This window comes from Neptunomonas japonica JAMM 1380, from assembly GCF_016592555.1.
GTDB lineage: Bacteria > Pseudomonadota > Gammaproteobacteria > Pseudomonadales > Balneatricaceae > Neptunomonas > Neptunomonas japonica_A.
In genome coordinates this window covers 2,182,800-2,207,374 of record NZ_AP014546.1, presented here as the reverse complement: position 1 = coordinate 2,207,374, position 24,575 = coordinate 2,182,800, and the positions used below count along the sequence as shown (strand labels likewise).

24 protein-coding genes are annotated in these 24,575 nt (G+C 43.2%); 14 read left to right on the top strand and 10 right to left on the bottom strand.

Annotation, left to right across the window (positions count from 1 at the left end; genetic code table 11):
* The first annotated feature begins 28 nt into the window (after positions 1-28).
* Positions 29-322, top strand: coding sequence for an acylphosphatase (locus NEJAP_RS10320; RefSeq protein ID WP_201347172.1), 294 nt, complete (start codon positions 29-31; stop codon positions 320-322).
* 75 nt (positions 323-397) lie between these two features.
* On the opposite strand, the gene NEJAP_RS10315 is transcribed toward NEJAP_RS10320, so the two are convergent.
* Positions 398-2,113, bottom strand: a complete 1,716-nt coding sequence (locus NEJAP_RS10315; protein ID WP_201347171.1) for a proline--tRNA ligase — start codon at positions 2,111-2,113, stop codon at positions 398-400.
* A gap of 329 nt (positions 2,114-2,442) precedes the next feature.
* Between NEJAP_RS10315 and NEJAP_RS10310 the strand changes: the two genes are divergently transcribed.
* Complete coding sequence (locus NEJAP_RS10310; protein WP_201347170.1) at positions 2,443-3,915, top strand: two-component system sensor histidine kinase NtrB; 1,473 nt, start codon at positions 2,443-2,445, stop codon at positions 3,913-3,915.
* A 27-nt stretch (positions 3,916-3,942) separates the two neighbouring features.
* Here NEJAP_RS10310 and umuC read toward each other — a convergent pair whose 3' ends face one another.
* The 3 genes from umuC to NEJAP_RS10295 form a co-directional block, all read right to left on the bottom strand.
* Positions 3,943-5,214, bottom strand: coding sequence for a translesion error-prone DNA polymerase V subunit UmuC (gene umuC, locus NEJAP_RS10305; protein WP_201347169.1), 1,272 nt, complete (start codon positions 5,212-5,214; stop codon positions 3,943-3,945).
* 3 nt (positions 5,215-5,217) lie between these two features.
* Positions 5,218-5,649, bottom strand: a complete 432-nt coding sequence (gene umuD, locus NEJAP_RS10300) for a translesion error-prone DNA polymerase V autoproteolytic subunit (RefSeq protein ID WP_201347168.1) — start codon at positions 5,647-5,649, stop codon at positions 5,218-5,220.
* Between the two features lie 215 nt (positions 5,650-5,864).
* Entirely contained in the window at positions 5,865-6,146 is a 282-nt protein-coding gene (locus tag NEJAP_RS10295) for an HlyU family transcriptional regulator (RefSeq protein WP_201347167.1), read from the bottom strand.
* A gap of 155 nt (positions 6,147-6,301) precedes the next feature.
* Here NEJAP_RS10295 and NEJAP_RS10290 point away from each other — a divergent pair, with 155 nt between their 5' ends.
* On the top strand, positions 6,302-7,990 hold the full coding sequence (locus NEJAP_RS10290) for a GGDEF domain-containing protein (RefSeq protein ID WP_201347166.1): 1,689 nt from the start codon (positions 6,302-6,304) through the stop codon (positions 7,988-7,990).
* On the opposite strand, the gene NEJAP_RS10285 is transcribed toward NEJAP_RS10290, so the two are convergent.
* Positions 7,987-8,442 carry an Lrp/AsnC family transcriptional regulator gene (locus NEJAP_RS10285; protein WP_201347165.1) on the bottom strand — a complete coding sequence of 152 codons (456 nt, stop codon included), beginning with the start codon at positions 8,440-8,442 and terminating at the stop codon, positions 7,987-7,989. The two genes, NEJAP_RS10290 and NEJAP_RS10285, sit on opposite strands and share 4 nt — an antisense overlap.
* A gap of 134 nt (positions 8,443-8,576) precedes the next feature.
* On the opposite strand from NEJAP_RS10285, the gene NEJAP_RS10280 reads away from it, so the two are divergent.
* Positions 8,577-9,500 (top strand): DMT family transporter, encoded by a 924-nt coding sequence (locus tag NEJAP_RS10280; RefSeq protein WP_201347164.1) that lies wholly within the window; start codon positions 8,577-8,579, stop codon positions 9,498-9,500.
* A 76-nt stretch (positions 9,501-9,576) separates the two neighbouring features.
* Here NEJAP_RS10280 and NEJAP_RS10275 read toward each other — a convergent pair whose 3' ends face one another.
* On the bottom strand, positions 9,577-9,945 hold the full coding sequence (locus NEJAP_RS10275) for a hypothetical protein (RefSeq protein ID WP_201347163.1): 369 nt from the start codon (positions 9,943-9,945) through the stop codon (positions 9,577-9,579).
* A gap of 96 nt (positions 9,946-10,041) precedes the next feature.
* Complete coding sequence (locus tag NEJAP_RS10270) at positions 10,042-10,521, bottom strand: MarR family winged helix-turn-helix transcriptional regulator (protein ID WP_201347162.1); 480 nt, start codon at positions 10,519-10,521, stop codon at positions 10,042-10,044.
* Between the two features lie 208 nt (positions 10,522-10,729).
* On the opposite strand from NEJAP_RS10270, the gene NEJAP_RS10265 reads away from it, so the two are divergent.
* Both NEJAP_RS10265 and fahA read left to right on the top strand, forming a co-directional pair.
* Positions 10,730-11,272 (top strand): VOC family protein, encoded by a 543-nt coding sequence (locus NEJAP_RS10265; RefSeq protein ID WP_201347161.1) that lies wholly within the window; start codon positions 10,730-10,732, stop codon positions 11,270-11,272.
* Positions 11,273-11,372: 100 nt separating this feature from the next.
* On the top strand, positions 11,373-12,695 hold the full coding sequence (gene fahA, locus NEJAP_RS10260; RefSeq protein WP_201347160.1) for a fumarylacetoacetase: 1,323 nt from the start codon (positions 11,373-11,375) through the stop codon (positions 12,693-12,695).
* A gap of 86 nt (positions 12,696-12,781) precedes the next feature.
* On the opposite strand, the gene NEJAP_RS10255 is transcribed toward fahA, so the two are convergent.
* Complete coding sequence (locus NEJAP_RS10255) at positions 12,782-13,219, bottom strand: DUF3010 family protein (protein ID WP_201347159.1); 438 nt, start codon at positions 13,217-13,219, stop codon at positions 12,782-12,784.
* 282 nt (positions 13,220-13,501) lie between these two features.
* Here NEJAP_RS10255 and NEJAP_RS10250 point away from each other — a divergent pair, with 282 nt between their 5' ends.
* Positions 13,502-14,239, top strand: coding sequence for a spermidine synthase (locus NEJAP_RS10250; RefSeq protein ID WP_201347158.1), 738 nt, complete (start codon positions 13,502-13,504; stop codon positions 14,237-14,239).
* A gap of 17 nt (positions 14,240-14,256) precedes the next feature.
* On the top strand, positions 14,257-14,949 hold the full coding sequence (locus NEJAP_RS10245; RefSeq protein WP_201347157.1) for a DUF3047 domain-containing protein: 693 nt from the start codon (positions 14,257-14,259) through the stop codon (positions 14,947-14,949).
* A 189-nt stretch (positions 14,950-15,138) separates the two neighbouring features.
* On the opposite strand, the gene NEJAP_RS10240 is transcribed toward NEJAP_RS10245, so the two are convergent.
* Positions 15,139-15,990, bottom strand: a complete 852-nt coding sequence (locus NEJAP_RS10240; protein ID WP_201347156.1) for an SDR family oxidoreductase — start codon at positions 15,988-15,990, stop codon at positions 15,139-15,141.
* A 172-nt stretch (positions 15,991-16,162) separates the two neighbouring features.
* Here NEJAP_RS10240 and NEJAP_RS10235 point away from each other — a divergent pair, with 172 nt between their 5' ends.
* From NEJAP_RS10235 to NEJAP_RS10225, 3 genes are read left to right on the top strand one after another with little or no spacing between them, the layout of a single operon-like run.
* A complete protein-coding gene (locus NEJAP_RS10235; RefSeq protein ID WP_201347155.1) occupies positions 16,163-17,026 on the top strand; it encodes a hypothetical protein in 864 nt (287 codons plus the stop codon).
* A 44-nt stretch (positions 17,027-17,070) separates the two neighbouring features.
* Complete coding sequence (locus NEJAP_RS10230; protein ID WP_201347154.1) at positions 17,071-18,222, top strand: exonuclease SbcCD subunit D; 1,152 nt, start codon at positions 17,071-17,073, stop codon at positions 18,220-18,222.
* Positions 18,223-18,225: 3 nt separating this feature from the next.
* Complete coding sequence (locus tag NEJAP_RS10225) at positions 18,226-21,300, top strand: AAA family ATPase (protein WP_201347153.1); 3,075 nt, start codon at positions 18,226-18,228, stop codon at positions 21,298-21,300.
* Positions 21,301-21,320: 20 nt separating this feature from the next.
* Here NEJAP_RS10225 and gap read toward each other — a convergent pair whose 3' ends face one another.
* Positions 21,321-22,325 carry a type I glyceraldehyde-3-phosphate dehydrogenase gene (gap, locus tag NEJAP_RS10220; protein WP_201347152.1) on the bottom strand — a complete coding sequence of 335 codons (1,005 nt, stop codon included), beginning with the start codon at positions 22,323-22,325 and terminating at the stop codon, positions 21,321-21,323.
* Positions 22,326-22,488: 163 nt separating this feature from the next.
* Between gap and NEJAP_RS10215 the strand changes: the two genes are divergently transcribed.
* From NEJAP_RS10215 to NEJAP_RS10205, 3 genes are all read left to right on the top strand, one after another.
* Positions 22,489-23,112, top strand: a complete 624-nt coding sequence (locus tag NEJAP_RS10215; RefSeq protein WP_201347151.1) for a 3'-5' exonuclease — start codon at positions 22,489-22,491, stop codon at positions 23,110-23,112.
* Positions 23,113-23,192: 80 nt separating this feature from the next.
* Positions 23,193-24,014 (top strand): DNA-binding protein, encoded by an 822-nt coding sequence (locus NEJAP_RS10210; RefSeq protein ID WP_201347150.1) that lies wholly within the window; start codon positions 23,193-23,195, stop codon positions 24,012-24,014.
* A gap of 53 nt (positions 24,015-24,067) precedes the next feature.
* Entirely contained in the window at positions 24,068-24,514 is a 447-nt protein-coding gene (locus tag NEJAP_RS10205) for a hypothetical protein (RefSeq protein ID WP_028468980.1), read from the top strand.
* Positions 24,515-24,575: the final 61 nt, after the last annotated feature.

The following is a 24,575-nucleotide window of genomic DNA, read 5'->3' as shown; positions in this document are numbered from 1 at the left end:
ATAGCTAAGAATATAAGGATAGTGAGTCGTGGCAAAAATATGTATTAGTGCTTTTGTTGCTGGCAAGGTTCAAGGTGTTTGGTTTCGTAAGTCTACAATGGATGAGGCGTTATCGTACGGCTTAACGGGATGGGTTAGAAACCTTTCTGATGGGCGAGTTCAAGTCATGCTGTGTGGAGAAAGTAATGCGGTTCGCCAAGTTGAGGCGTGGTTGCAAATAGGGCCTGCACTTGCCAATGTTGCGCAAGTTATATCTGAGTCACTACCCTATGATGAGAGCTTCAATGGTTTTGTGATGCGGGGTGATGAAAGGGAATGTTAACGGTTTAAGTAAATCAAACGCATAAAAAAGGCTGCTCACATTAAGGGGCAGCCTTTTTTGATATTGCTCTAGGTATTAGCCCGTGATTTTTTGCATTAGGAACTCAACAATGCCTTCAGCTGAGACATCTTGTTTTTCACTATCGCGACGGCCTTTGTATTCGTAAGCACCGGCTTCAATACCGCGCTCAGAGATGACCAAGCGGTGAGGTAGCCCCATTAGCTCCATATCGGCAAATTTCACACCAGGGCGTTCTTTGCGATCGTCTAGTAATACTTCAATGCCTGTGGCTTGAAGCGCTGTGTATATTTCATCGGCAACATTGCGAACTTTTTCAGACTTATCATAGTTCAATGGAACTAAAGCAATCTGGAATGGGGCAAGGCTTGCTGGCCAGATAATCCCATTGTCATCATGGTTTTGCTCGATTGCGGCAGCCACTACACGTGTTACTCCCACGCCGTAACAGCCCATCTCCAATACGGTTGCTTTGCCATTTTCATTTAAGACTGTGGCACTCATTGCTTCAGAGTACTTCGTTCCTAATTGGAAAATATGCCCTACTTCAATGCCGCGCTTAATCTGCAGTGTACCTTGGCCGCAAGGGCTTGGGTCACCTTCTTGAACATTGCGCAGGTCTGCAATAGTGGGTGTAGGTAGATCACGTTCCCAGTTGATATTAGCGTAGTGTTTATCTTCAATGTTGGCGCCAGCAGCAAAGTTCGCCATGTTGGCAACGCTGCTATCAATAATGCATGGGATAGTCAGGTTCAATGGACCGAGTGATCCTGGACCGGCACCCATTACTTTAAGAATTTCTTCTTCAGTAGCAAAGCATAGCGGTGCCGCTACATCGGGCTGCTTTTCTGCCTTGATTTCATTCAAGTCATGGTCACCACGGACCAATAAGGCTACAAAACCGGCTTCACATTCTTCTGATGCGACAACAACGAGTGTTTTAACGGTTTTTTCAATAGGTAGGTTAAACTGCTCGACTAGCTCATTGATAGTTTTTGCATTAGGCGTATCAAAGAGTGTCATTTCAGCTGTTGGGGCTGCTCTTTCGCCGAGAGCAAGCGCTTCGGCCATTTCAACGTTAGCGGCGTAATCACTGCTATCAGAGAAAGCGATATCATCTTCACCAGAGGACGCTAGTACATGGAATTCATGTGAGCCATTACCGCCAATAGAGCCGTTATCTGCAATCACTGGACGAAAATCAAGGCCCAAGCGTGTAAAGATATTGGTATAGGCTTGATACATCACTTCGTAGGTTGCTTCCAAAGACTCACGTGAAGAATGGAAAGAATAGGCATCTTTCATGATGAACTCACGAGAACGCATTACACCAAAGCGAGGGCGAATTTCATCGCGAAATTTGGTTTGAATCTGATAAAAATTAGCAGGTAATTGTTTATAGCTTCTGATCTCGTTACGCACGATATCAGTGATCACTTCTTCATGTGTAGGGCCTACACAGAAAGAGCGGCCGTGACGGTCGTTTAAGCGTAATAACTCTGGGCCGTACTGTTCCCAGCGTCCCGATTCTTCCCAAAGCTCTGCTGGTTGAACCGCAGGCATAAGTATTTCCATTGCACCGGCATTATCCATCTCTTCTCTCACAATACGCTCAACTTTGCGAAGCGTACGTAAGCCCATAGGTAGCCAAGAATAGAGTCCTGATGCTTCCCTTCTAACCATTCCTGCGCGTAGCATCAGCTGATGGCTGATGACTTCAGCGTCAGAAGGAGTCTCTTTGAGCGTTGCGATAAGAAATTTGCTTGCGCGCATGGCAGTATTGACCTTTACAGAGTTCACTTGAAAATCGCATTATTCTATGGATATGTGTCGTTAGGGACAAGTCAGAGAGCCATTAATAGCGAATTTTTGAGCGATTATCCTGACAAAATCAAGATTCATGTGAAATTCTAGTTATTTGCAGGTGCCGGTTAGCGTTTTCGCTATGCTTAAATATCGAGTACAAGAGTTCATGGTGCCCTTATTTGTACTGAGTTGTTTATCCGCAATGATGCGGGTAGTCTTGAGCGGATAAAGTAGTGTTTTAATATGATTTTATTTGTTAGTAGTGTTTTGTAATTATTTGATTATATTGGGTTTTTATGAAAAATATTTTGGTTTTAGTGTTGTTGGTAATGCAATCTTCATGGGTGCATGCAGGAATCACCAGTATCTTTAAAGATGCGAATGGTAAAACTAATTGGCAAATTTTGGCTAACTGGAGCAGCGGTACGCTGATCATCTTACTTTCTATTGTAGCGGTAGGCTTATATTTTGCCCGCCGCCGTGCTTATAAAGCGAACATTGAGTTAACTGAAATACGAAAAGATCTGGAGTTGAGGGTAAAAGATCGTACCGCAACGCTTGATGAATCTAATAAGCTTTTAAAACACAGCAATCAGTTATTAGAAGATGAAGTGTCACAGCATGTGGTTACCAGCGACCGGTTGCGTTCTTCTGAGTCATATATCAAAGATATTTTAACGTCTATGCCATTAATGCTGGTGGGGTTGGATAACGAGGGCCGCGTGACACAATGGAATAAACAGGTCGAGAAGGTTTCGGGGATCCCAGCAACTCAAGCCCTAGGGAAAACTTTATGGGAAGCTTATCCTACGGTATCTATAGCGCCAGAGCAGATTCAGCAAGTGATCGAAAAGAATACCCCAATTCACTTTAAACAAAGCCTGAGAAGTGTCGCTCATTATGATATTACCATTTATCCCTTGCAGGGCCAGGCTGAGCAGGGCGTTGTTATTTTAGTGGATGATGTGAGTAAGCAGACGTCTGCTGAAAACATGCTGATCCACAACGATAAGATGTCATTTATGGGAGAGCTAGCTTCAACGATGGCACATGACATTAATGTTCCGTTGCAAGCTATCTTAATGGACTTAAAAAGCTTCCAGCATACGCTTGCCGATACAGCGAATGTTGAGGCGGCAGCTGATGATAAACAAGCGAGGCAGTTAAATACGATCCTTCATGATATGTCAGATAAAGGGGAGCAGGTATCTACTATTATCAATAACTTACTGTCATTTGCGCGTAGTCGTCATGATAAGAAGCAGTTAGCAAATATTGTAGATGTAATGGAAAATGCAATTGGCTTAGCAAATGATGTTATCTCGGTCTCAGCTAATTTACCCTTTAGTAAGGTAACGCTTGAGCGTAATTATGAGAAGAATTTGCCATTAACACCTTGCTACATAACTGAGCTTCAACAAGTCTTTTTAGGTTTGTTTCGTCATGCATGCCATGCACTAGAAATGAAAATGGAGAAGACTCATCGAGCCGAAGAGTTTACGCCAACCATTAAGATTATTTTGGCTGAATGTTATGACAGTCTCTGGATTAAAATTCAGCATAACGGCATGGGTTTAACCAATGAGGAGCAGATGTATTTATTTGAACCTTTCTTTAGTAATAAGGCGCCCGAAGCTGACTTTGATGCAGGTGAGCGGTTATCTTTCTCATATTACATTGTCACTGAGCAACACCAAGGTGATATGGCGGTAACGTCAGACCTTAATGTTGGCTCAACGGTGCATATACAGCTACCTATTAACCACTGAACCCGGGCGTTAGCCAGTTTTTGCACACTAGCGAATACTCGGAATATCACTCCATCGTGTTGTGTAAGCAGGGGATAGCTTCTCCTGCTTCATTTTCCAGTCATTTGAACGTTGTTGTCCTGCAAAGCAAATGTGCCCCTTACCACTCTTATTGATTTTATCGATAGCTTGCATGAGCGCGGTCGAATTTCTAAAAGATGAAGGTTTGTCCCAAAGTGTTGTTTGAAATGTGCCGGACTCATAGAAGTCAGCGAGCATCACCCCTGCTTTCATGTAGAGAAGATCTTCTTTGTATATCGTTTTTAATAACTGAATAGCTGCTTGAGTGATGTCACGAGTGTCATGGCTGGGCGTGTCTAAAATGCAGCTGGCACTCTCGCGATAATAGCTTGCGTTTGGGTTGAAAGGACTGGTTTTGATAAATATTGAAACAGCACGTGCTTGCTTACCTTGCTCTCGTAGTTTTTCCGCTGCTCGTTCACAATGTTTGCATAGTGCTGCATGTATATCCTTGTAATCAGTGACACGCACACCAAAGGTTCGGCTGCATAAAATCTGTTTTTTGGCGGGGGGCGATGATTCCATATCTATGCATGATAAGCCGTTCAATTCACGAACGGTTCGTTCAACACTGATAGAGAATTGCTGTCGAATCCAGCCGGGTTGGCTGCGAGCTAATTGTAATGCAGTGTCTATGCCGACGTTGTTTAGTTGCTTCGCAAGGCGTGAACCAATCCCCCAGACGTCTTTAACCGGTGTTATGTTTAAGAGCTTTTCTTGTCTTTGTTGCGAGGTAAGATCTACTACGCCTGCCGTTTTTCGATAGCGTTTGGCTGCATTGTTGGCGAGTTTTGCTAACGTTTTAGTGGGTGCTATCCCTACGGATACTGAGATGCCAACCCAGCTTTGAATCCGTTGTTTTATTTGAATACCAAATACTTCCAGAGACGATGCACTATCGATACTGTTGAGATCTAAAAAGGCTTCATCAATGGAGTAAACTTCTATATCAGCTACCATCTGCTGCAAAATATTCATGACACGGGCCGAAATGTCGCCATAAAGTGCATAGTTAGAGGAAAATACCTGCACATTTTCATGAAGTAACTGTTCCTGAACCTCAAATAATGGAACAGCCATGCGAATACCTAATGCTTTGGCTTCAGCGCTGCGAGCTACAATACAGCCGTCATTATTCGACAAAACCACAATGGGCCGGCCTCGCAGATCAGGTCTGAAGAGGCGCTCGCAGCTGGCATAAAAGTTATTACAGTCGACCAGTGCAAAACAAGGAGTCATTACTTAACCCCTTAATGAGTGGATGACTGTCGTCACAACGCCGAACACTTCCAGCTCATTACCTTCATGAAGAGTGATCGTTGAATAGGCTTTGTTCATGGGCCTGAGCTGCACTGAAGTTGAGCTGATAATTAGCTGTTTAACGGTAAATTCATCATGAATGCATGCAATGACAATGTCGCTAGAGCGGGCGGTTAAAGAGCGGTCTACGACAAGAATATCTCCTGAAAAGATACCCGCATCGATCATAGAATTTCCTTCGGCGCGTACAAAGAAGGTTGCAGCAGGATGTTTGATGCATAGATCGTTTAAATCCAGTGTTTTCTCAATGTAATCTTGTGCTGGTGATGGGAAGCCAGCAGCGACTGAATCTTGAAAAAGAGGGATGGCATGGTTCTGTTGTTGTGAGAACCGTCCTAATAAAGTGGTTAGCATAATAATCCATAACTGTATTTATATACAGTATAGTAGATTCAAAATTACAATATGTGAAGAAATAAAAAGTATTGGGGGGATGTGTTTATTAGAAAGGAGGGCGTAAGGAGCTTAAAAAAGTACATAAAATCATTAGCGTAAGTGCATTAGCAAATACGCTTGATGACCTGTCATGCAGCAGGCTTAGCTGCGTTCATAGTAATAAATTAAGTGAATTAGTTAAAAAGGTTGTCGCCCTGTTGGTCGATCATCAGCTTAGCTTTACGAAATGTTTCTTGTGCACACATTTCTTGGCTCGGTAGAACATCGGCTCGAATAAACGAGTGCTCACGCTCGCCTTTGCTAATTAAACCGTTAATACGAAACTGAGAATTTTCTGCAGCAGGCGTAGCGACAAGAAGGTAACCCTTATATTCCTCTTGTGAAAAAGGCGTTGAAGAGGTGGTGTCGTTATCTTTTGCAGTAAACATACCCAAAAGTGATGTTAATAAACCCATTAATGCTCCTGTCAAAGTCTCGGAATATAATTACTTTTAAGTACTTTATCAGAAATGAAAACCTTACATAGTGAAAAAAGTAGAGCTGTGTCATCTCTCTGCTATGCTTAAGTATATAATTGGGTTTTGTTCATATTCTATTAAGGGTAGTGGGTATGCATCAATTTGTCTGTTCCCGAATCAATAGTCGGGCTGTTGTCATTGTTGCAGTTTTTTTATTGCTTTTTGCGTTCTCAGTGCAAGCACAAACCAAACTCACTCCTGTGGCTATTCAGCTGCAATGGAATCATCAATTCCAGTTTGCTGGGTATTATGCGGCCAAGGAAAAGGGCTTTTACAAAGAAGTCGGGTTAGACGTTACCATCAAAGATGGAGGCTATGACAGTGCTGGACACGCCGTTGTGCCAGAAGCAGAAGTATTGTTTAACCGAGCTCAATTTGGCTCAACGCGTACTGATTTATTGATCAATCATAGCCAAGGGCTACCCTTTGTTGTGCTAGCAAATATTATGCAGCATTCACCCTATATATTTTTAACGACTGATCAGTATGATTTTGATCGCTTGGAAGATATCGGTCAGTATCGCCCTATCTCATTGAACTTGCCTAACGACGGTGATGAACGGATGGATGCTGAAGCAATTGCTGCTCTGAAAGTGGCGGGGGTAGATCTGACAAGTCTCAATAACCATTTCCCTACATGGGAGTTAGGTGACCTTCTGTCGGGTCATACACAGCTGATTCCTTCTTATAGTACAGATGAGCCCTATTTTGTTAAGAAAGCCGGGCATACTCCCGTATTGATTGAACCCAGAGCGTATGGAATAGACTTTTATGGGGATTTACTTTTCACACGCCAAAAAATGCTGGATGAGCAGCCTGAGGTAGTAGAAAAATTTCGCGCGGCTAGTTTGAGAGGTTGGAAGTATGCAATGGACAATCCGGCAGAAGTCGCAGAAATTATTATTCAAAATTATGAAACTCGTCGGGCCGCTTATGACAAGGATTTTCTTCTGTATGAAGCGGGGCAAATAAAAAAACTTATGAACTCTGATGTGATAGAAATTGGTTATATCAACAGGGAGCGCTGGAAAAAAATTGCCGATATATACCTATCGTTAGGCTTAATTGATCAATACAACTTGGATAGTTTTCTTTATGTTCCGGCAGGAACAGAAGATTTATGGATTGAATATAAGTACTGGATTCGGTTACTAATCATCCCATTTTTAGTTGCTGTTGGTATTATCTGGTACCTGTTTTCATTAACCGCAGCGCTAAGGCGAGAGATAAGTAAGCGTCGCTTAGCTGAAAAAACGCTCAAGACGCAGGCTGAACTCGATAGTTTGACAGGTATTAGTAACCGCTATGTTTTTCAGCAGAGTTTAGAAAAAGAGTTTGCTAGAGCGCGAAGGTACCATCAGCCATTTTCTTTAATGATTATGGATATTGATCTATTTAAAGAAGTTAATGATAAGTACGGTCACCAAGCCGGTGATGAAGTGTTGCGCTCTTTGGCGAGTGTTACCGATAACTTATTACGTAGTACGGATCTATTCGCCCGTTATGGAGGAGAGGAGTTTGTCGTGCTGTTGCCCAATACATCATTAGACGAAACTATTGGCTTGGCAGAGCGAATTTTATATGCCAATCGTCATAACAGTGTGGCCTATAATGGGTTAAGTATTCGTTATACCATCAGTATTGGCGTAACAGAAATATTAGATTCAGACCGCGTTGTAGATGACCTATTCAAGCGCAGTGATGATCTACTTTATGCTGCGAAAGATGCAGGGCGTGATTGTATCAGGCTCAGTCATACCACCGATAAAAGTAGCCGTTAATATTTAAGAGGTAAAGGTGCGGTGGTTTTCACTGCACGGATGGCAAAGTTGCTTTGTATATCTTTTACGATAGGGAGGCGTTGTAATGTTTTTAGCCATGCTTCGTAAGTTAGTAGATCTGATACAACAACCTCTAAGCGGTAGTCCGATGCACCAGATACGACAAAACAACTAATTACATTTTCCATCGATAAAATTGCGTCCTCAAATTGTAAGCTTGCCTCATCGCGATGATTATCGAGACTAACATCAACAAAGATAGTCATCCCGAGGCCTACGAGCTGGCGATCCAACGCCGCATAGTAACCCGTAATGACGCCTTCCTCTTCTAGCTTCTTTACTCGCCTTAAGCAGGGTGAGGGTGATAAGTCGATTTTATCTGATAGCTCAACATTACTGAGGCGCCCATCTTGTTGCAGTAACGAGGCAATTTTATAATCTGATTTATCCATTTTTGAAATCATCTTTATTTAATTAGATCATAATTGGCATCTTATGCCAATTATTGATTAATTCAAGGTGTAAATAGCAAGGACATGCGGCGTATAAAGCATTGATAATAGCGCTTTATATAAAAGAGATTGTCATGACTGCATTAGTACTCAAACGTTTAGGAGGGCTTTCGCCCGCTCATGCTGGAATTATCGCTGCCATTGTGACAATTTTCATTTGGGCTAGCTGGTTAATTTCTATGAGAGTAGGCAGTCAGTCTCAGCTTTCCACGGTCGATTTAGCTGTGTTGCGTTTTGGTATAACCGGCTTGGTTTTACTGCCCGTCTTTTTTAAAGCCTTGCCGAGTATTCGACAAACGCCAAAACGTTACCTATTGGGTATTATGTTAGGCGCGGGCTTACCCTTTTTTTACTTATCATCTTTGGGGATGCGTTATGCGCCCGTCGCTGATGCCGGCTTACTTATTACAGGGACATTTCCACTGTTTGTTACCTTTGCTGCCGTTATTTTTTATCGTGAAAAATTAACACAACAGCGTGCTTTAGGGCTCTCCTCTATTGTTATAGGGATAGCGACCATACTCGTAATGACAATGATTAATACAGGCTCAGAGCATTGGCGGGGAGATATCTTTTTCTTATGCGCTAGCTTATCGTGGGCAGTATTTACGGTGAGCTTAAAGTTATCAAAGCTACGTCCTTGGGATGCCGCTGCATGGCTTTGTGTTTCATCATCTAGCATACTACTCGTCGGTGTATTACTAGGTGTTTGGGAGATTACTTTTTTACAGGCACCGATAGAGCAAACGGCTTATCAGATTGTTGTCCAGGTGCTTTGTGTCGGCCTTATCACCGGCTTTAGCTATGGTTTTGCTGTGCGCCAATTGGGTGCAGAGAATACCTCGGCAATCGGTGCGTTTACACCCGTTTTGGCTGTACTAGGTGGGTTGTATTTGCTAGGCGAGCCCATACAGCTAGTTGCTTGGGTAGGGCTCGGTTTTATTACATGCGGTGTATTATTAGCAAGCGGAATTCGATTTAGAAGTAATCTTGTATGAGTTTTCTTGCAGATTGGTTGTGTGGGAGTAATCAACCTGCAAGAAAGAGAAACCTAAGGTTAAGTCTGCTTAGTCGTTAATCATTGTGTGATGAGAAGTGCGCTACTATTAGCTGAGAAGGTGATAGGTCTTCTTTGTCAGCTAGGGATATAAGTAGATGATGTGCTTCTAATGTCAGCTTAAGAGTATGATCAGCCTTATGTGCTTTAGTGTTATCCAAAGACGTGGTTAGTTTGCTTGCATATTCCTTGTCGAGCCACTCATCACACCACTCCCTTACCTCTTTTATATTACGTGAGCATTTACGCCATGCTTTAAGCGCTTTAAGGTGTTTTTTCGATGCTTTTGAAGACGTGTCTTGGTCGAAAGGAAATTTATCATCCTTGCTCAGCTGTACATCAATCCATTGAATGACAGTGGTTAAATCACTTTTCTTGATCTTCATCTGTTAGGACTCATAGTCAGGATGTTGAAATACGAGCGCATTGTCACAAAAAAACACTCGCCATAATATTAAACTTTTATGAAATTTCACGAAAAGTCAGCCAAGCTGTTTGAGAGTTTCGGCTTGTTGAGCTATGCGATCTATGAACTGGCTAAAAAGCTGTTGTTCATCGACAGACAAGGCTGATAATAAGTAACCTTCTCGGGCTGTCACAAGCGGCACTATCTGTAGATATGTCTGTTTGCCTTGCTCTGATAAGCAGACACTCGAGAAACGCCGATCCTCCTTGCTGACATTCTGTGTTAAGAGTGCTGCTTTTTTAAGGTTGGAGATGGCGCGACTGACCTGCATTTTTTCCATGCTAGTAAATTGAGCAATTTCTTTGGCTGACATCTGCGATTTTTCACCTAATGCTGCAACAACCCGCCACTCTTGTGGCGTTAGATTAAAGCGCCCTGAGTAGAGCTGGGCAATAACTTCGCTAACTGACGCGTTGAGCATGGCGAGCCGGTAGGGGAAAAAATCGCTGAGTCGTAAAGCGCTGGATGGTTCTGTAACCGTATTCGAGGAAGTCATACGTTATCTACAATAATGGATAAAACAGAGTTATATCTTATTGTGTAATGAGTAAAAATACAATTTCCTGATAGGAATCAATCATAAAATGTAATTTAAACTGATTAATAACAATTGGTTACGAGTTTCATTTGTCTTTTGACATTGGTAACGAATGTTACTAATATGGTCTCCATACCAACAACAATAGTTAGCCGAGGGCATATCCATGATTAAACTTGAACAGATCCATCACGTCGCTTACCGCTGTAACGATGCAAAAGAAACGGTTGAGTTCTATCAGAATATGCTCAATATGGAGTTTTTAGTCGCCATTGCAGAAGATCTTGTACCTTCTACAAAAGAGCCTGACCCATACATGCACCTGTTTATGGATGCTGGTAACGGAAATATTTTGGCGTTCTTTGAGTTGCCAACTAAGCCAAAAATGGACCGTGATCGCATGACGCCTGAGTGGGTTCAGCACATTGCATTTCGCGTAGAAAGCGAAGAAGCTTTGATGGAAGCCAAAGCGGAACTAGAAGGCAAAGGTCTTGATGTATTAGGCCCAACGAATCACGGCATTATTAAGTCTATCTACTTCTTTGATCCAAATGGTCATCGTCTTGAGCTTACCTGTCTAACAGGCACCGACGAGCAGATGAAACAGTTGAAAGAAGTGGCGCCGCTAATGTTGGAAGAATGGTCGCGGACTAAAAAAGCACCTAAGCATGCTGCTTGGATGCATGAAGAAGAGTTTTCTTCAAAATAAATCTATGATCTTGTGTTTGAATTTGTAAACGAAAGCCAGTCATTGGCTTTCGTTTTTGTTGTTTCTGGGTAGATAGAATTAAGAGTAGAGAATTAATACTATGAGCAATGTTAACAAGTTAAATGAAACCCATGATCCTGCATTAAAAAGCTGGGTCGATAGCGCGAACCAAACGAATAGTGACTTCCCTATTCAGAACTTACCATTTGCTGTTTTTCGTCGTTCAGGTTCAAACGAAGCATTTCGTGGCGGTGTAGCGATTGGTGATCAGGTTGTTGACCTGGAAGCCGTTGCTGAAAATGAACTTTTCTCTGGTGAAGCAGCAGCAGCAGCAGCGAAAGCGTGTGCACAACCAACACTCAATAGTTTTATGGGTATGGGTGTAGCGTATGCATCTGCTTTACGTTTAGCGCTATCGCGTGCGCTAAGAGAAGGCGGGGATAAGGCATTACAAAGCTGCTTAATTGCGCAGTCTGATGTCGAGTTTGACTTGCCCGCAACGATTGGGGATTACACTGATTTTTACACCTCTGTTCACCATGCCACCAGCGTGGGTAAATTGTTTCGTCCAGACAACCCATTACTGCCAAACTACAAATGGGTACCGATTGGCTATCATGGGCGCTCTTCTTCAATAGGCGTCTCTGGCCAAACGTTCCACCGCCCAGTAGGTCAGACGAAAGCCCCTGATGCTGAAGTACCTTCGCTAGGCCCGTGTAAGCGTTTGGACTATGAACTTGAGCTAGGTATTTATATCGGCCAAGGTAATGAAATGGGTGATGCGATTGAGTTGGATGATAGTGATGACCACGTATTTGGTTTTTGCCTGTTCAATGACTGGTCTGCGCGTGACATCCAAGCATGGGAATACCAGCCTCTAGGCCCGTTCCTCGCGAAAAACTTTGCATCAACGGTTTCTCCGTGGATCGTTACACTAGAAGCAATGGCGCCATATAGAACGCCTTGGACGCGCGATGCTGCTGATCCTCAACCGCTGCCATATCTTGAGTCTGATGCCAATCGTGAGCAGGGTGGGTTTGATATTAAGTTAGAAGTCTTGATTCAGACAGAAAAAATGCGTCTTGAAAATCAAGAAGATAAATCAGTTTCTTTATCTAACTTCTCGTATTCATATTGGACGGTTGCGCAGATGGTTGCTCATCATACTGTGAATGGTTGTAATCTAAAACCTGGTGACTTCTTGGGAAGCGGCACACAATCTGGCCCTGATTATGAAGAATCTGGTTCACTGCTTGAGTTGTCTCGTGGCGGTAAGGAGTCTATCGATTTAGGTAATGGTGAAAGCCGTACTTTCCTAAACGATGGCGATACTGTTGTGCTTAAGGGATGGTGTCAGAAAGAAGGCGCAGCGCGTATTGGTTTTGGTGAAGTGAGAAGTACTGTTTTGCCTGCAAAAATCTAAATAACGCGTAAGCGTTTAAAGAAAAACGCCTCAAGTGAACTTTTCTCTTGAGGCGTTTTTGTATCTGAAATAACAGTGTTAGTGCTCTATGAAGCGAACATTTCTCGTTGCTGATAAGCATACGCTGTATTAAAAGCAGCTTGCTGAAACTCTTTTAAGCCGGTTTCCTTAAACGGAATGCCAAGTGGGTTTCGCTTCAATACTTCTTTAACCTCTGGCGCTGTCATAATAACAACGTCAAGCTCATCACTGAGCTGTAGTGTCGCTTCCATTTTAAATGCAAGCCCGCCACCTGAAAATTTACCTTTCATCGGCGCCTGATTAATGATTACTTTTTCTACCTTATAATCCGTCATTAGTTTATTGAAGCTAAACTGAAAATCCTTCAAATTCTGACGGTCATTGCTATCTAGTAAAGTAATGCGACTTGTCCTGCAATCAGGGATATCAAACAGTCCGTCAGATAATGATAAAAGACAGACAATAGCTTCATTATTTTTAAACTCAACACCACAGACTCTCATGACAAACCCCCGCATATTTGGACGATGCGCATTATAGCGTTAAAGCTCTACATAACACTAAGCGTGGTATCGATATATGAGTGAATTTTTAATGCTTTTCAGTGCTTATTTGCAAAATTAAGTCTCAGTAAGGTTTCAGGGCTGTGTTTTATGCACCTGTTTTTTTATCAGGGTTTACAAATAGGTTGCGTGTAGGAGGTGCTAATGGTTTTGTCCTTTGCTTGCGGAGCTACTCGTGGCAGGGAATAATGGGACTTTTCTGTTTTTAATCGGATAACATCTATGAGCGTTGTATTTGAAGAGCTGGGCTATCAGGAAACTCCACTGGGTGTGATTAGCCTGAGACGTCGGTCCGAGCCAAGGCTCAATAATAAAATTCTCTATGAAATAAAACTGGATGATGAATTTTTGATGTCCAGCTTGTTTACGGAGGCAGAAATTCAGCTCTCTAAAATTTGCCTAGCAGCATTAGAAGGCAAGGAGCTAGATGTGGTGGTTGGTGGTCTAGGGCTAGGTTATACCGCTAAAGCGGCCCTTGAGTATGACAGTGTGCGATCTCTCAAAGTCGTTGATGTTATGGCACCGGTGATCGACTGGCATCAGCGTGGCTTGGTACCTTTAGGAAGTGAGTTAACTACAGATCCACGGTGTACGTTAATACATGCAGATTTTTTTGATGTGGCTACATCAAAAACAAAAGATTTTGACGGTCTAGCTTACCCTGAAGGCGTGCCTCATCCGCAAGTAGATGCTGTATTGCTCGATATTGACCATTCGCCTAGTTATTGGCTCAACCCAGGTAACAGTGCTTTTTACACAGAGCAGGGGTTGCGTGATCTGTCTGATAAAATTGTTTCGGGTGGTATTTTTGGTTTATGGTCAGATGAGCCACCCGCAGCAGATTTTATGGCGCTACTTGACCGTATATTTGAATCTTCTGAATCTCACGTTGTCAGTTTTCCTAATCCGTATTTGCAAGAAGACTCGACAAATACAGTGTATCTGGCTCGAAAAGCTTAAATGGCAAAGGCTATGTGATGACTAAATATCCGCTTATAAATATTGGGTTTGTAACGCAGCTATCTATAAAAAAGCTGTCTTGCAGGGCGCTAGCCATAGCCGTAGCTATTGCCTTACCACCGGTTTATGCAGCGGATATTAGTTACCCAGCAACGGACATTATCGGCTGGAAGCATAAAAGTTTTTCGGGGGATACCGATTACAGCATTGTTTATGACGAGAAGATCCAGCAAAAAGTGATTCTAGCGAAAAGTAGCCAAACAGCGTCGGGGCTTTTTTACGAAAAGAAGATTGATCTTAACAAAACCCCGTTTTTAAATTGGTCATGGCGTGTCGAAAAATTTCCATCGGTAGCCGATGAAAAAGTAAAAGCGGGCGATGACTTTGCAGCACGCATCTATATTGTTGTGCAGGATGGTTGGACATTTTTGAGCACTAAAGCGATTAGCTATGTTTGGTCAAAACAGTCGCATACCAATGATGTGTGGCCAAATCCGTTTACCAATGGCAGTGCTATGATGCTTGCGGTAAGAGGCAGTGATGACGGTAATGGCTGGGTAACAGAGAAGCGCAATATAAAAGAAGACCTGCAAAAACTCTTTGGTAAAGAGATCCGCTATATCGATGCCATTGCTATCATGACAGACACTGATAATTCTAAGAGCTCTGCTACGAGCTACTACTCGAACATTCGACTGACGGAAGAGTAGTTATAAAGCTTTTTGAAATAAAGAGGCTGTTGGTTGATGAGCTGGCGTCTAGTTTAGCTGGCGACTCTCGAACGGCTTTACCTCGCACCTTGATGAAGACAGTCCCGTTGTTTTCTATAGGTATGAGTGGTCTCCATAATAGAGATTCGTTTCCAACCGTGAGTTGGGCTGTTAAACCTTCATCATCGCTTATTTATTCTCTCCCTCAGATACTTTGCGCAGCACCACATCTAACATATTGGCTGATAACAACCTTCTTAAATACGCAAAAAGGTATGTAGGAAAGGTGACGTAATAGCGTGCTTTTGGTCTTTTGGCTTCGAGTGCGTGAATGACTCTCTTTAAGACTGCCTCTGGCCCTAGTGTGAAAGGATCCTTTTTTCTTGAGTCAGGTTGAGCTGCTAAGCGTTTTTCGACTACTTCATAAGTCGCTTGGTGAGCACTACCTAGTGTGTTGATGTTCTCTTTAAATTTTGCGTAGGCATTTTTTCTAAAATCACTGGTAATTGGCCCAGGCTCAATCAGTGACACATGTATGCCGGAACCATGCAGCTCTTGTCTTAATGTATCGGTGAGACCTTCTAGTGCGAACTTACTGGCATTGTATGCACCACGATACTTCATGGTGATGAGCCCTAATACAGAGCTATTTTGAATGATACGGCCATGGCCTTGGCGTCGCATAACAGGGATCAGCAGGTTGGTGAGTTCTAACCAGCCAAACAGGTTAGTTTCAAACTGTTGGCGAAGCACTTCTCGGGATAGGTCCTCTACTGCGCCGGGTTGCCCGTACGCTCCATTATTAAACAAAGCATACAGCGAGTTGTCGGTTTGTTCTAATAGCCACTCAACGCCTTGCTGAATTGATTCGCTGTCATCAAGGTCGAGCTGGCAGGCCTGAAGGCCTAGTTCTTTTAAACGGAGAACGTCGGAAGGCTTACGCGCAGAAGCAAAAACCTGGTATCCACGGGCTTTTAAACCCAAAGCAACGTCTAAGCCAATACCCGTGGAGCAACCTGTAATAAAAATAGACTTGTTCACAGAAAAAACCGTTATATTACAAAGCCATCAACATTAGCATAACGGTGTGTGCGAAGTACCTTGTAAACGCATATTATTTATCTCGTTTTTGCTATCCTAGCGTACGGTATGCTTGCATGTTGTTTTAAGGAGCAGCATACCTCCATCTTAGCCGCTGATTACTGGAGCATTAATGCGTTTTACATCCCTGGCTTTAGCCTCGTTGGTCTTTTCTTTACCTTTTGCAGCATCAGTTCAAGCGGGTGCATCATATGAAGGGCCTGAGTCTGTTCCGATTTTTCATCCATTGTGTTTGAGTGGCCTGAAAGCTCAGGAAGAAGAGGGTGGTGCGTTTGACATGGATGCATGCTCAGAAAAGTATAAAGACATCACCGTTAAGCAAACGCCAGATGGTGGCTATTATGCAAGACGTCCAGTCGATGAGTTGGGCCAGTCTCAAGGTTATGTGGTTTACCAGCCCGTAGGTACGCTAGATAAAGCAATGGAGCTGTTGCTGGTACATGATAGGCAAGATCAAAAAGGTACGGATGCTTCTGTTTATGTCATTGGGCGTTTGCCGCATATAGGTGCAGGTACGCGTGATTTTATTACCAGTATTGGTGAAAGTGGTGATCGTTGTAATGGTGGCATACAGTCGGCACGGTTAGTTTCAGAAGCTATTTTAGAGGTGGATATAAACGTCAATCCTGCAACGTTAATGGCACTAGATACGCTCGGTTCTGCACTCGATTTAGCGACTACACAAAAGGTCAGTAAGGGTGCGACTATCCAAAGTTTAAGCCTTAAGCCAAAGAGCAAGCTAGACGATAGACCAACCACATGTATCGGCACGGTCACTAAAACTTATGATTTAATAAACGATAAAGAAAGTTTCGCCTGGGTGCATTTCATTAAAGAGAATACACGTGTAGCACTGGATCCTTATCAGCAGTGTTTTGATGCTCTCGTCGCTGATTTTGTTAAACCGCCGCAAACTATTAATATGCAAGACTTTGAGTTGTTCTCTCGTTTGTTTAACAGTGAATGCACAAATTAAAATATATTAACTCTTTTAAAAACAGAATATTAAAGAGATGACTTGTGAAAATACTGCATACATCGGATTGGCATATTGGGCGACAGTTTCATAATGTTTCTCTGCTTGACGATCAGCGCCACGTACTGAACCAAATAGTAGATATTGCCGAGCAACAACAAGTGGATGTATTGCTGGTCGCGGGCGATATATATGACCGTTCTGTTCCTCCATCACAAGCGGTTGCTTTGCTAGATGATGTATTGGATCGAGTTAATCAATTAAAAATTCCGGTCATTATGATTAGTGGTAATCATGATGGTGCGGCGCGTTTGAGTTTCGCTTCTTCTCAGTTGGCGCAAACTGGGGTGCATATATTGGCGGATCTTGAGCAAATGTCTCACCCCGTTACGCTGCAAGACAAATATGGTGATGTTGCTTTTTTTGGGGTTCCCTATGCTGATCCTGTTTCAGTAAGGCATGTGCTTGGGGTGGAAGCGAGTACGCATGATGAGGCGATGGCACAGGTTGTGGCTTCTTTACAGTCGAGTATTCCTACCAATACTCGCACTGTGTTGTTGAGCCATTGCTTTATTGATGGTGGTGAAGAGTCTGAATCAGAACGCCCATTGTCGATAGGTGGGGCTGAGCGAGTTTCTTATAAGCATTTCGCATCGTTTGATTATGTCGCGTTAGGGCATTTGCATGGCCGCCAATATAAAGGTGCCGATACCATTCGTTACTCAGGTTCTATCCTTAAATATTCTTTTTCTGAAGAGAAGCAAATAAAGTCGGTAACCCTCGTTGATATGGGTAGTCAGGGTGTTGATGAGGTCATACAAATTCCTTTGCAGCCCATTAGAGACATGCGCACCATTACCGGTGAGTTAAGTGAGATTCTTTCGCAAGCCAAAGATGACCCTAAAAATGATGATTATTTGCAAATACGCTTAACGGATAAACAAGCGATACTAGATGTGATGGGAAAATTACGCGATGTGTACCCTAACGTACTGCATATTGAGCGCCCCGGCCTGATGGCGGCTAATCCGCAGCAAAGCGCCCGTCGTGATCAGCTTAAAAAAGGTGAGTTCTCTATGTTTAGTGATTTTTTTGAGCAGGTCAATGGAGAGCCGCTGACTAAAGAGCAGCAAACTTATGTGTCGCAAACACTCACCGATCTACATGATAAAGATCTACTGCAAAAGGTGTTGTAACAGATGCATCCATTAACGTTACAGATGTGTGCTTTTGGCCCCTTCGCGGCAGAAGAAAATATTGATTTTTCGCGCTTAGGCGATAAGCCGCTTTTTTTGATCAATGGCCCAACAGGATCAGGAAAAACCACCTTACTCGATGCAATCTGCTTTGCTTTGTATGGAAAAACTACAGGTGATGAGCGCGAAGGTGTGCAGATGCGCTCAGATCTCGCGCAGCCAAGCCTGCTAACGGAAGTAACATTTACCTTTGAGTTAACCGGTAAATGTTATCGAATCCGTCGCATTCCGGAACAGGCACGCCCAAAAGCGAGAGGAGATGGCTTTACTCAGCAGTCTGGCGAAGCCCAGCTTTGGTTATTGGCAGATGATGGCTCACCAGAAAAGTTGATTGTCAGCAATAAAGTAACGGAAGCTACCCGCGAAGTTGAGCAGTTACTCGGCATGAATGCCGATCAGTTTCGCCAGGTGATGGTATTGCCACAAGGTAAGTTTCGCCAGTTATTAACGGCGGATTCAAAAGATAGAGAGCATATTTTTAGTCAGTTGTTTCAGACGCAAATTTACAAACGTCTGGAAGATGAATTAAAAAACCGCTCAGCAGAAGTGCGACGTGAAGTTGATTCGCTCAATAAGCAAAAAATTGCGCTGTTGGGGCAAGCCGGATTAGAGAGTCTTGAAACACTCACTGAAAAGCTTCAGCATGCTTCAGATGATACACAAAAACTAAAACAGGTTTATGATCACCAGCTTGAAGAACGGGTAAAAGCGCTACGTGAACAAGATCAAGCAGTCGAGTTAATTTCGCGTTTTACACAGTTAGATAATTTGATGGCTGAGCAGCAAGTGTTGGCACAGCAGAAAGATGCGATTGATCAACAGTCTATTCAATTGCAGCGTCATAGCGAGGCACAACATATTGTGCCTGATTTTGAGCGTTTTGAATCTTCAACAGCAATACATGTACAGCATACCGAACGCTTAAAAACAGAAACAGAAAAGCTCAAGCTGTTTGAGCAGTCTTTGCAGGCAATATCCATTGAGCATGCACAGTTACCTGCGTTGAGGCAGCAGTTGGATGCTCATAAAGCACAGCTACAGGTTTTATTGGGTTTTCAATCTCGGGTTCAGAAGCTACAAAGCTTAAAAGATAACCATGCTGTTGCGGTAAATGCTTCGTCAAAAACAGAGGCGGCACTGGCGCTTTCGAAGCAGCTACATGCTGCTAATCAAAAGAGTATTGACGAAACAGAGCAATCCATTGCGCAATTAAGGCTGTCTGTACAAGAATCTGATGGGCTTTCGCTGACGCTGCAAAGTTACTCGCAGCAGTTAGAGAAAAAGAAGAAAATTGATCAACTACAACGCCAAAATAATACGCTTGAAACAAGCCTTCTTACTTCGGGGCAAAAAGGCGCAGCATTAAAAGCAGCAGCCGATGAGAAGGAAAAAGCGGCGAACACTATCGAGCGAGATTGGCATTTAGCACAAGCGGCTATTCTGGCGATGACATTGGATGATGGAGCGTCTTGTCCTGTTTGCGGTAGCATGGACCATCCTTCACCAGCACACTCAGACGTTCCACCACCTACTCAAGCTATGGTAGAGCAGGTAAGAAAGCAGTATCAGGAAGCGAGTGATTTACTCAATACAGAGCGAGAAAATTATCGCTCAATCAAAACAGAAATATCCCGCTTGTCTCAAGAGATTTCTGATATCGATAAAGACCTACATCAAGCGCTAGGTGACGCATCGCACTCATCGTTACAAGAGATGCAGTCGCACTTTTCTGCGCTTAAAAAGCGATTGGACAATTTACAAAATCAGCAAGGTATATTGAGAAAATCCGAGCAAGCATTGAATGAGCTTAAAAAATCGCAGCTGCCGTTATCAAGCTCAATGGACGAGACGCAGAGCGCTTGGAACGCTGCCAGCCAGCTTATGGCGCAAGAGCTAAAAGCCTACCAAATAGCAGAACAAGAACTCCCAGAAGCATACCGCTCACTGGGTGTGCTAGAGGCTGCCATCACGCAGCAACAAGGTACCATGAATAGCTGTGAGCAGCAGTTGAACCGCTTACAAACGCGTTATGACACAGCAAAAGAGCAACATGATTCTGCGGCTGCTGCGTTAGGCGTTCTTCAAGAGAATGTAGGGCAAAGCCAGCAAACGCTTGATGCAGCCAAAACTCAATGGCAAGCAAGCTTATTGGGCAGTGCATTTGAAGGTGTAAAAGAGTTCAAGGAGTCACTTCTTGATGCTGCAATAAAAGACAGTCTTGTGCAGCGTATTGATGGATATAAAAAAGCGCTGCAACACAACTTAGGTGCACTGCAAAGCCAGCAGCAGGCATTGGGGGAGTCCGCCCGTCCTGATTTACAGCCGTATTTAGATAAAATTGCTTCTGCAGAGGAGGCACTGTATGCAGCTGAGCAGCAGTGGCGTTTGGTGCACGACCAGCTAACGCTTCTGCAAAATACACAGCAGCGCATAGCGACATTAAATAAAGAAGGTTCTGCACTTGAAGCGCAGTATGCGGTAGTCGGCACCTTGAGTGATGTGGCTAACGGACAGACCGGCAACAAGGTAAGTTTGCAGCGCTTTGTGTTAAGCGTGCTGCTGGATGATGTACTGATTGAAGCGAGCCACCGTTTGGCACTCATGAGCAAGGGGCGTTATCGGCTGCTCCGTAAAGAGGAGCGTGCTAAAGGTAATAAGGCATCGGGGTTGGATCTGGAGGTCGAGGATGCTTACAGTGGGAGAGTGCGTGCAGTCGCAACGCTTTCTGGTGGCGAGAGCTTTATGGCCGCATTAGCATTGGCACTGGGCTTATCTGATGTAGTGCAGGCTTATGCAGGTGGTATCCGTTTAGACACACTCTTTATTGATGAAGGCTTTGGTAGTCTTGATCCTGAGTCATTGGATTTGGCCATTCGTACACTGACTGACTTACAACAAAGTGGCCGGATGATCGGTATCATTTCCCACGTAGCAGAGCTTAAAGAACAAATACCTGCGCGTATTGATATTAAGGCATCAGAGTTAGGCAGCAAAATTGTTTGGCGTGATGCTGGGTAGCTGATGCCCGTTAGGACAAGTTAAACGAGACTCATAGCGCGTGCGGTATCTAGCATGCGGTTTGAGAACCCCCATTCGTTATCGTACCAAGCAAACACCTTGATGAGTCCATCACTGACGATGGTTTGGGTGCTATCAAAAATAGATGATGCGGGATTGTGGTTAAAGTCTACCGATACCAAGGGGAGCTTATTGTAAGCAAGGATGCCTTGCAGTTGTCCTTGGCTGGCATCGTGCATCAGGTTATTGATCTCTTCCAGACTGGTTTTATTGTTCGGAGTAAAACTAAGATCAATTAGAGAGACATTAGCCGTAGGGACGCGTACCGCTAAGCCCGATAGCTTCCCTTTGAGTTCAGGCAATACCAAACTGACGGCTTCGGCGGCCCCGGTGCGTGTCGGAATCATGGATAATGCTGCTGCTCTGGCGCGATAAATATCGTTGCTGTAAACGTCAGAAAGATGCTGGTCATTAGTGTAAGAGTGGATCGTGGTCATGATTCCTTGTTTGATACCAATATGCTGATTAAGCACGTGTGCCATCGGTGCTAAGCAGTTTGTTGTACAAGAAGCGTTGGATACTATGAGGTGCTCTGCGGTTAAGATTTCATGGTTTACACCGTAAACAATGGTGGCGTCGGCATCTTTTCCGGGTGCCGAAATGAGTACTTTTTTAGCACCTTGTTTTAAGTGTATGGCGGCATTTTCTCGGGCGGTAAAGCGCCCTGTGCACTCGAAAACGATATCAATATCCAGGTCCCCCCAATTTAAGTTATGTGGGTCGCTTTCTTTTAATATTTTAATTTCATCATTATCGATAAGCATTTTGTTTTCTGAAACGGAAACGGTGTGCTCAAAATGTCCATGTACAGAGTCGTACTCAGTTAAAAGAGCGCTTGCATCGGCATCGCCTAAGTCATTAATAGCAACGATGGATAAGTGCTCCTTATGGTGGCCTTCATATAAGGCACGCATGATATTTCTGCCGATACGTCCATAGCCGTTAATTGCTATTCGAATAGTCATATCAATACTCCTTAAATATGTGAACATTGTTTAAAGCATAGGCTAGTTTTAAAAGAGGCGTAAATAGGAAGTTAAAAAGAATAAGTCCTCTAGTATTAATCAGTTACTATGGTTGTTTGTATAAACCCATTATCATAAGTCAGAATCATTTTGAGACAGCTAAATGGCAAATGAAATAGAGGCACCAACAAAATCTGAAATGGCACTTTTAGAGCCTTTTGTCGGGCTGTCGTTAGCGCAGATCATAGTACCTCATACGAAAGAGGAATTTGCTGCTGCCGCTAGCGATCTCGCTCGCTGTCAATTTATAGGGTTTGACACGGAATCGCGGCCAACGTTCCAAAAAGGGGAGGCTTCTCTGGGGCCACATATTGTCCAGTTCACCACCTTAGAGACGGCCTATATATTTCAATTGCATAAAGTTGAGAGTCATCGGCATGTAACTGAATTAATGGAGTCTACTAAAGTGATAAAAGTAGGTTTTGGGTTGAAGTCAGACAAAAGCCATTTGCGTCGTAAGCTGGGTATAGCGCCTCGGGCTATTTTGGATATGGATCGAGTCTTTAGGCAGCAAGGTTATCGTAAAGAGTTAGGCGTGAAGGCAGCCGTGGCTATCGTGTTTAACCGTAAGTTTCAAAAATCTAAATCGGTAACTATGTCGAATTGGTCCGCGCGCGAGCTAAAGGATAATCAGCTTTTATATGCCGCAAATGATGCCTACACAGCGCTTAAGCTGCTCAGTACATTGAATAAGCCTGCGTCAGTATTGCCTATCACTGATTTATAGTGAAAAGTGCTTTTTGGGCGTGAAAAACACAGTTGATACAGATATGATACGTATCAAACAATACGAATTGTGTATTATTTATGCCAAAAAAGTCAGATACCCGAGAAAAAGTTTTTGCCGCAGCTGATCTTCTGTTACAAGAAGGTACGCGTCCGACACAACAAAATGTACGAGACCGTATTGGCAGCGGCAGTATTACAACCATCAATTCTGCATTAAATACGTGGTGGTCGACCTTATCTGACAGAATTAATCGAAAAGATCAGCATCCAGAGCTGCCAGAGCCCGTTATTAGTGCAGCAAATAAGTTATGGGATCAAGCGCTAGCTTATGCGCATCACTCTTTTAAAAATGAGAGAGATGAGGTGGCCGATATACTGCTCAGTCGTAAAGCTGAGAACCTAGAGCAGCTAGAACAGTTAAGAGCGACGGTTGATCAGCTACAGCAGCAAAATATGACCTTACGTGCTCAAAGTGATTCCCTTAATGAGCAGTGTAGGGACGCGCAGCAAAAATTGTTAGCGTCTGAGACTCTATTGATTCGAGCCACATCTGAACGGGATGAGATTAAACGAGAAAATAAACAGTTAAAAATAATTCAACGTGATAGTGCCTCTCTCGTGCCTACAGCGTCTTTGGATAGCAGTGATTTATTACTTGATGCAAAAGTTGAACTGAAAGTTAATATTATAAAAATCAAGAGCCTAGAATCATCTCTTAAGAGTAAAGAAGAAGAGTGTGCTTATCTTAAGGATCAATTGTTGAGTAAAGAAAGGGCCGCAATGCAGCAACAACATCGTTTGGAACTAGTCGTAGCTCAGCAAGATGCACGTTATGATGATGCACTAAAAGCACTAACTGATTGCAAACATGAGCTATCTCTGGCAAAAAGTATGTCTTAATAATCAATTTCTTATATACGAATCTTGTCGGATAAATACTTCCAGGAAAACGCATGGATACTGATTTACAGTTAGAAGCGGATAACGAAACTATTAGAGCGGCTCTTTTGTCATGTTCTGAGGGCGACGCGGTTAATTGTTTATCTGAGGAAGTGTTTGCACAAGCAAAGTTGTTATTGGTTAAAGAGAAGATTACAGGTGTCAGTATTCAGTTACTTGGAGATGATGGTTATGTTATTCGCCAAGTAACGGGTAAGCGCAGAAGTGAGCTAGGGGCGGGAGAATTTAATGACCGTCAGCTTGCTGTGATAAAAGCGTTAGAGAAAGTATTACGTCATTGCCAGCAAGAAGGTGTTAAATTGGTTGGATACAGCGATGAATTGGTCGCTTATCCAGCGGGTTGTAAAGATCCAAATCAGGCATCAGTTTATGCTTTAGATATAGATAGTAGTGAAGCATATACCGGTGCAGACTCAAATTCAGAATTGATGAAAATTTAAGCAGTGCTATACTGGGTTCCCCCTATATCGATATTAATTTTCTATCAACAATCAATCAGTA

Coding starts and splice junctions, on each gene's coding strand:
- NEJAP_RS10315 (WP_201347171.1), bottom strand. CDS start 2,113: ATGCGCGCAAGCAAATTTCTTATCGCAACGCTCAAAGAGACTCCTTCT.
- NEJAP_RS10310 (WP_201347170.1), top strand. CDS start 2,443: ATGAAAAATATTTTGGTTTTAGTGTTGTTGGTAATGCAATCTTCATGG.
- umuC (WP_201347169.1), bottom strand. CDS start 5,214: ATGACTCCTTGTTTTGCACTGGTCGACTGTAATAACTTTTATGCCAGC.
- umuD (WP_201347168.1), bottom strand. CDS start 5,649: ATGCTAACCACTTTATTAGGACGGTTCTCACAACAACAGAACCATGCC.
- NEJAP_RS10295 (WP_201347167.1), bottom strand. CDS start 6,146: ATGGGTTTATTAACATCACTTTTGGGTATGTTTACTGCAAAAGATAAC.
- NEJAP_RS10290 (WP_201347166.1), top strand. CDS start 6,302: ATGCATCAATTTGTCTGTTCCCGAATCAATAGTCGGGCTGTTGTCATT.
- NEJAP_RS10285 (WP_201347165.1), bottom strand. CDS start 8,442: ATGGATAAATCAGATTATAAAATTGCCTCGTTACTGCAACAAGATGGG.
- NEJAP_RS10280 (WP_201347164.1), top strand. CDS start 8,577: ATGACTGCATTAGTACTCAAACGTTTAGGAGGGCTTTCGCCCGCTCAT.
- NEJAP_RS10275 (WP_201347163.1), bottom strand. CDS start 9,945: ATGAAGATCAAGAAAAGTGATTTAACCACTGTCATTCAATGGATTGAT.
- NEJAP_RS10270 (WP_201347162.1), bottom strand. CDS start 10,521: ATGACTTCCTCGAATACGGTTACAGAACCATCCAGCGCTTTACGACTC.
- NEJAP_RS10265 (WP_201347161.1), top strand. CDS start 10,730: ATGATTAAACTTGAACAGATCCATCACGTCGCTTACCGCTGTAACGAT.
- fahA (WP_201347160.1), top strand. CDS start 11,373: ATGAGCAATGTTAACAAGTTAAATGAAACCCATGATCCTGCATTAAAA.
- NEJAP_RS10255 (WP_201347159.1), bottom strand. CDS start 13,219: ATGAGAGTCTGTGGTGTTGAGTTTAAAAATAATGAAGCTATTGTCTGT.
- NEJAP_RS10250 (WP_201347158.1), top strand. CDS start 13,502: ATGAGCGTTGTATTTGAAGAGCTGGGCTATCAGGAAACTCCACTGGGT.
- NEJAP_RS10245 (WP_201347157.1), top strand. CDS start 14,257: ATGACTAAATATCCGCTTATAAATATTGGGTTTGTAACGCAGCTATCT.
- NEJAP_RS10235 (WP_201347155.1), top strand. CDS start 16,163: ATGCGTTTTACATCCCTGGCTTTAGCCTCGTTGGTCTTTTCTTTACCT.
- NEJAP_RS10225 (WP_201347153.1), top strand. CDS start 18,226: ATGCATCCATTAACGTTACAGATGTGTGCTTTTGGCCCCTTCGCGGCA.
- gap (WP_201347152.1), bottom strand. CDS start 22,325: ATGACTATTCGAATAGCAATTAACGGCTATGGACGTATCGGCAGAAAT.
- NEJAP_RS10215 (WP_201347151.1), top strand. CDS start 22,489: ATGGCAAATGAAATAGAGGCACCAACAAAATCTGAAATGGCACTTTTA.
- NEJAP_RS10210 (WP_201347150.1), top strand. CDS start 23,193: ATGCCAAAAAAGTCAGATACCCGAGAAAAAGTTTTTGCCGCAGCTGAT.
- NEJAP_RS10205 (WP_028468980.1), top strand. CDS start 24,068: ATGGATACTGATTTACAGTTAGAAGCGGATAACGAAACTATTAGAGCG.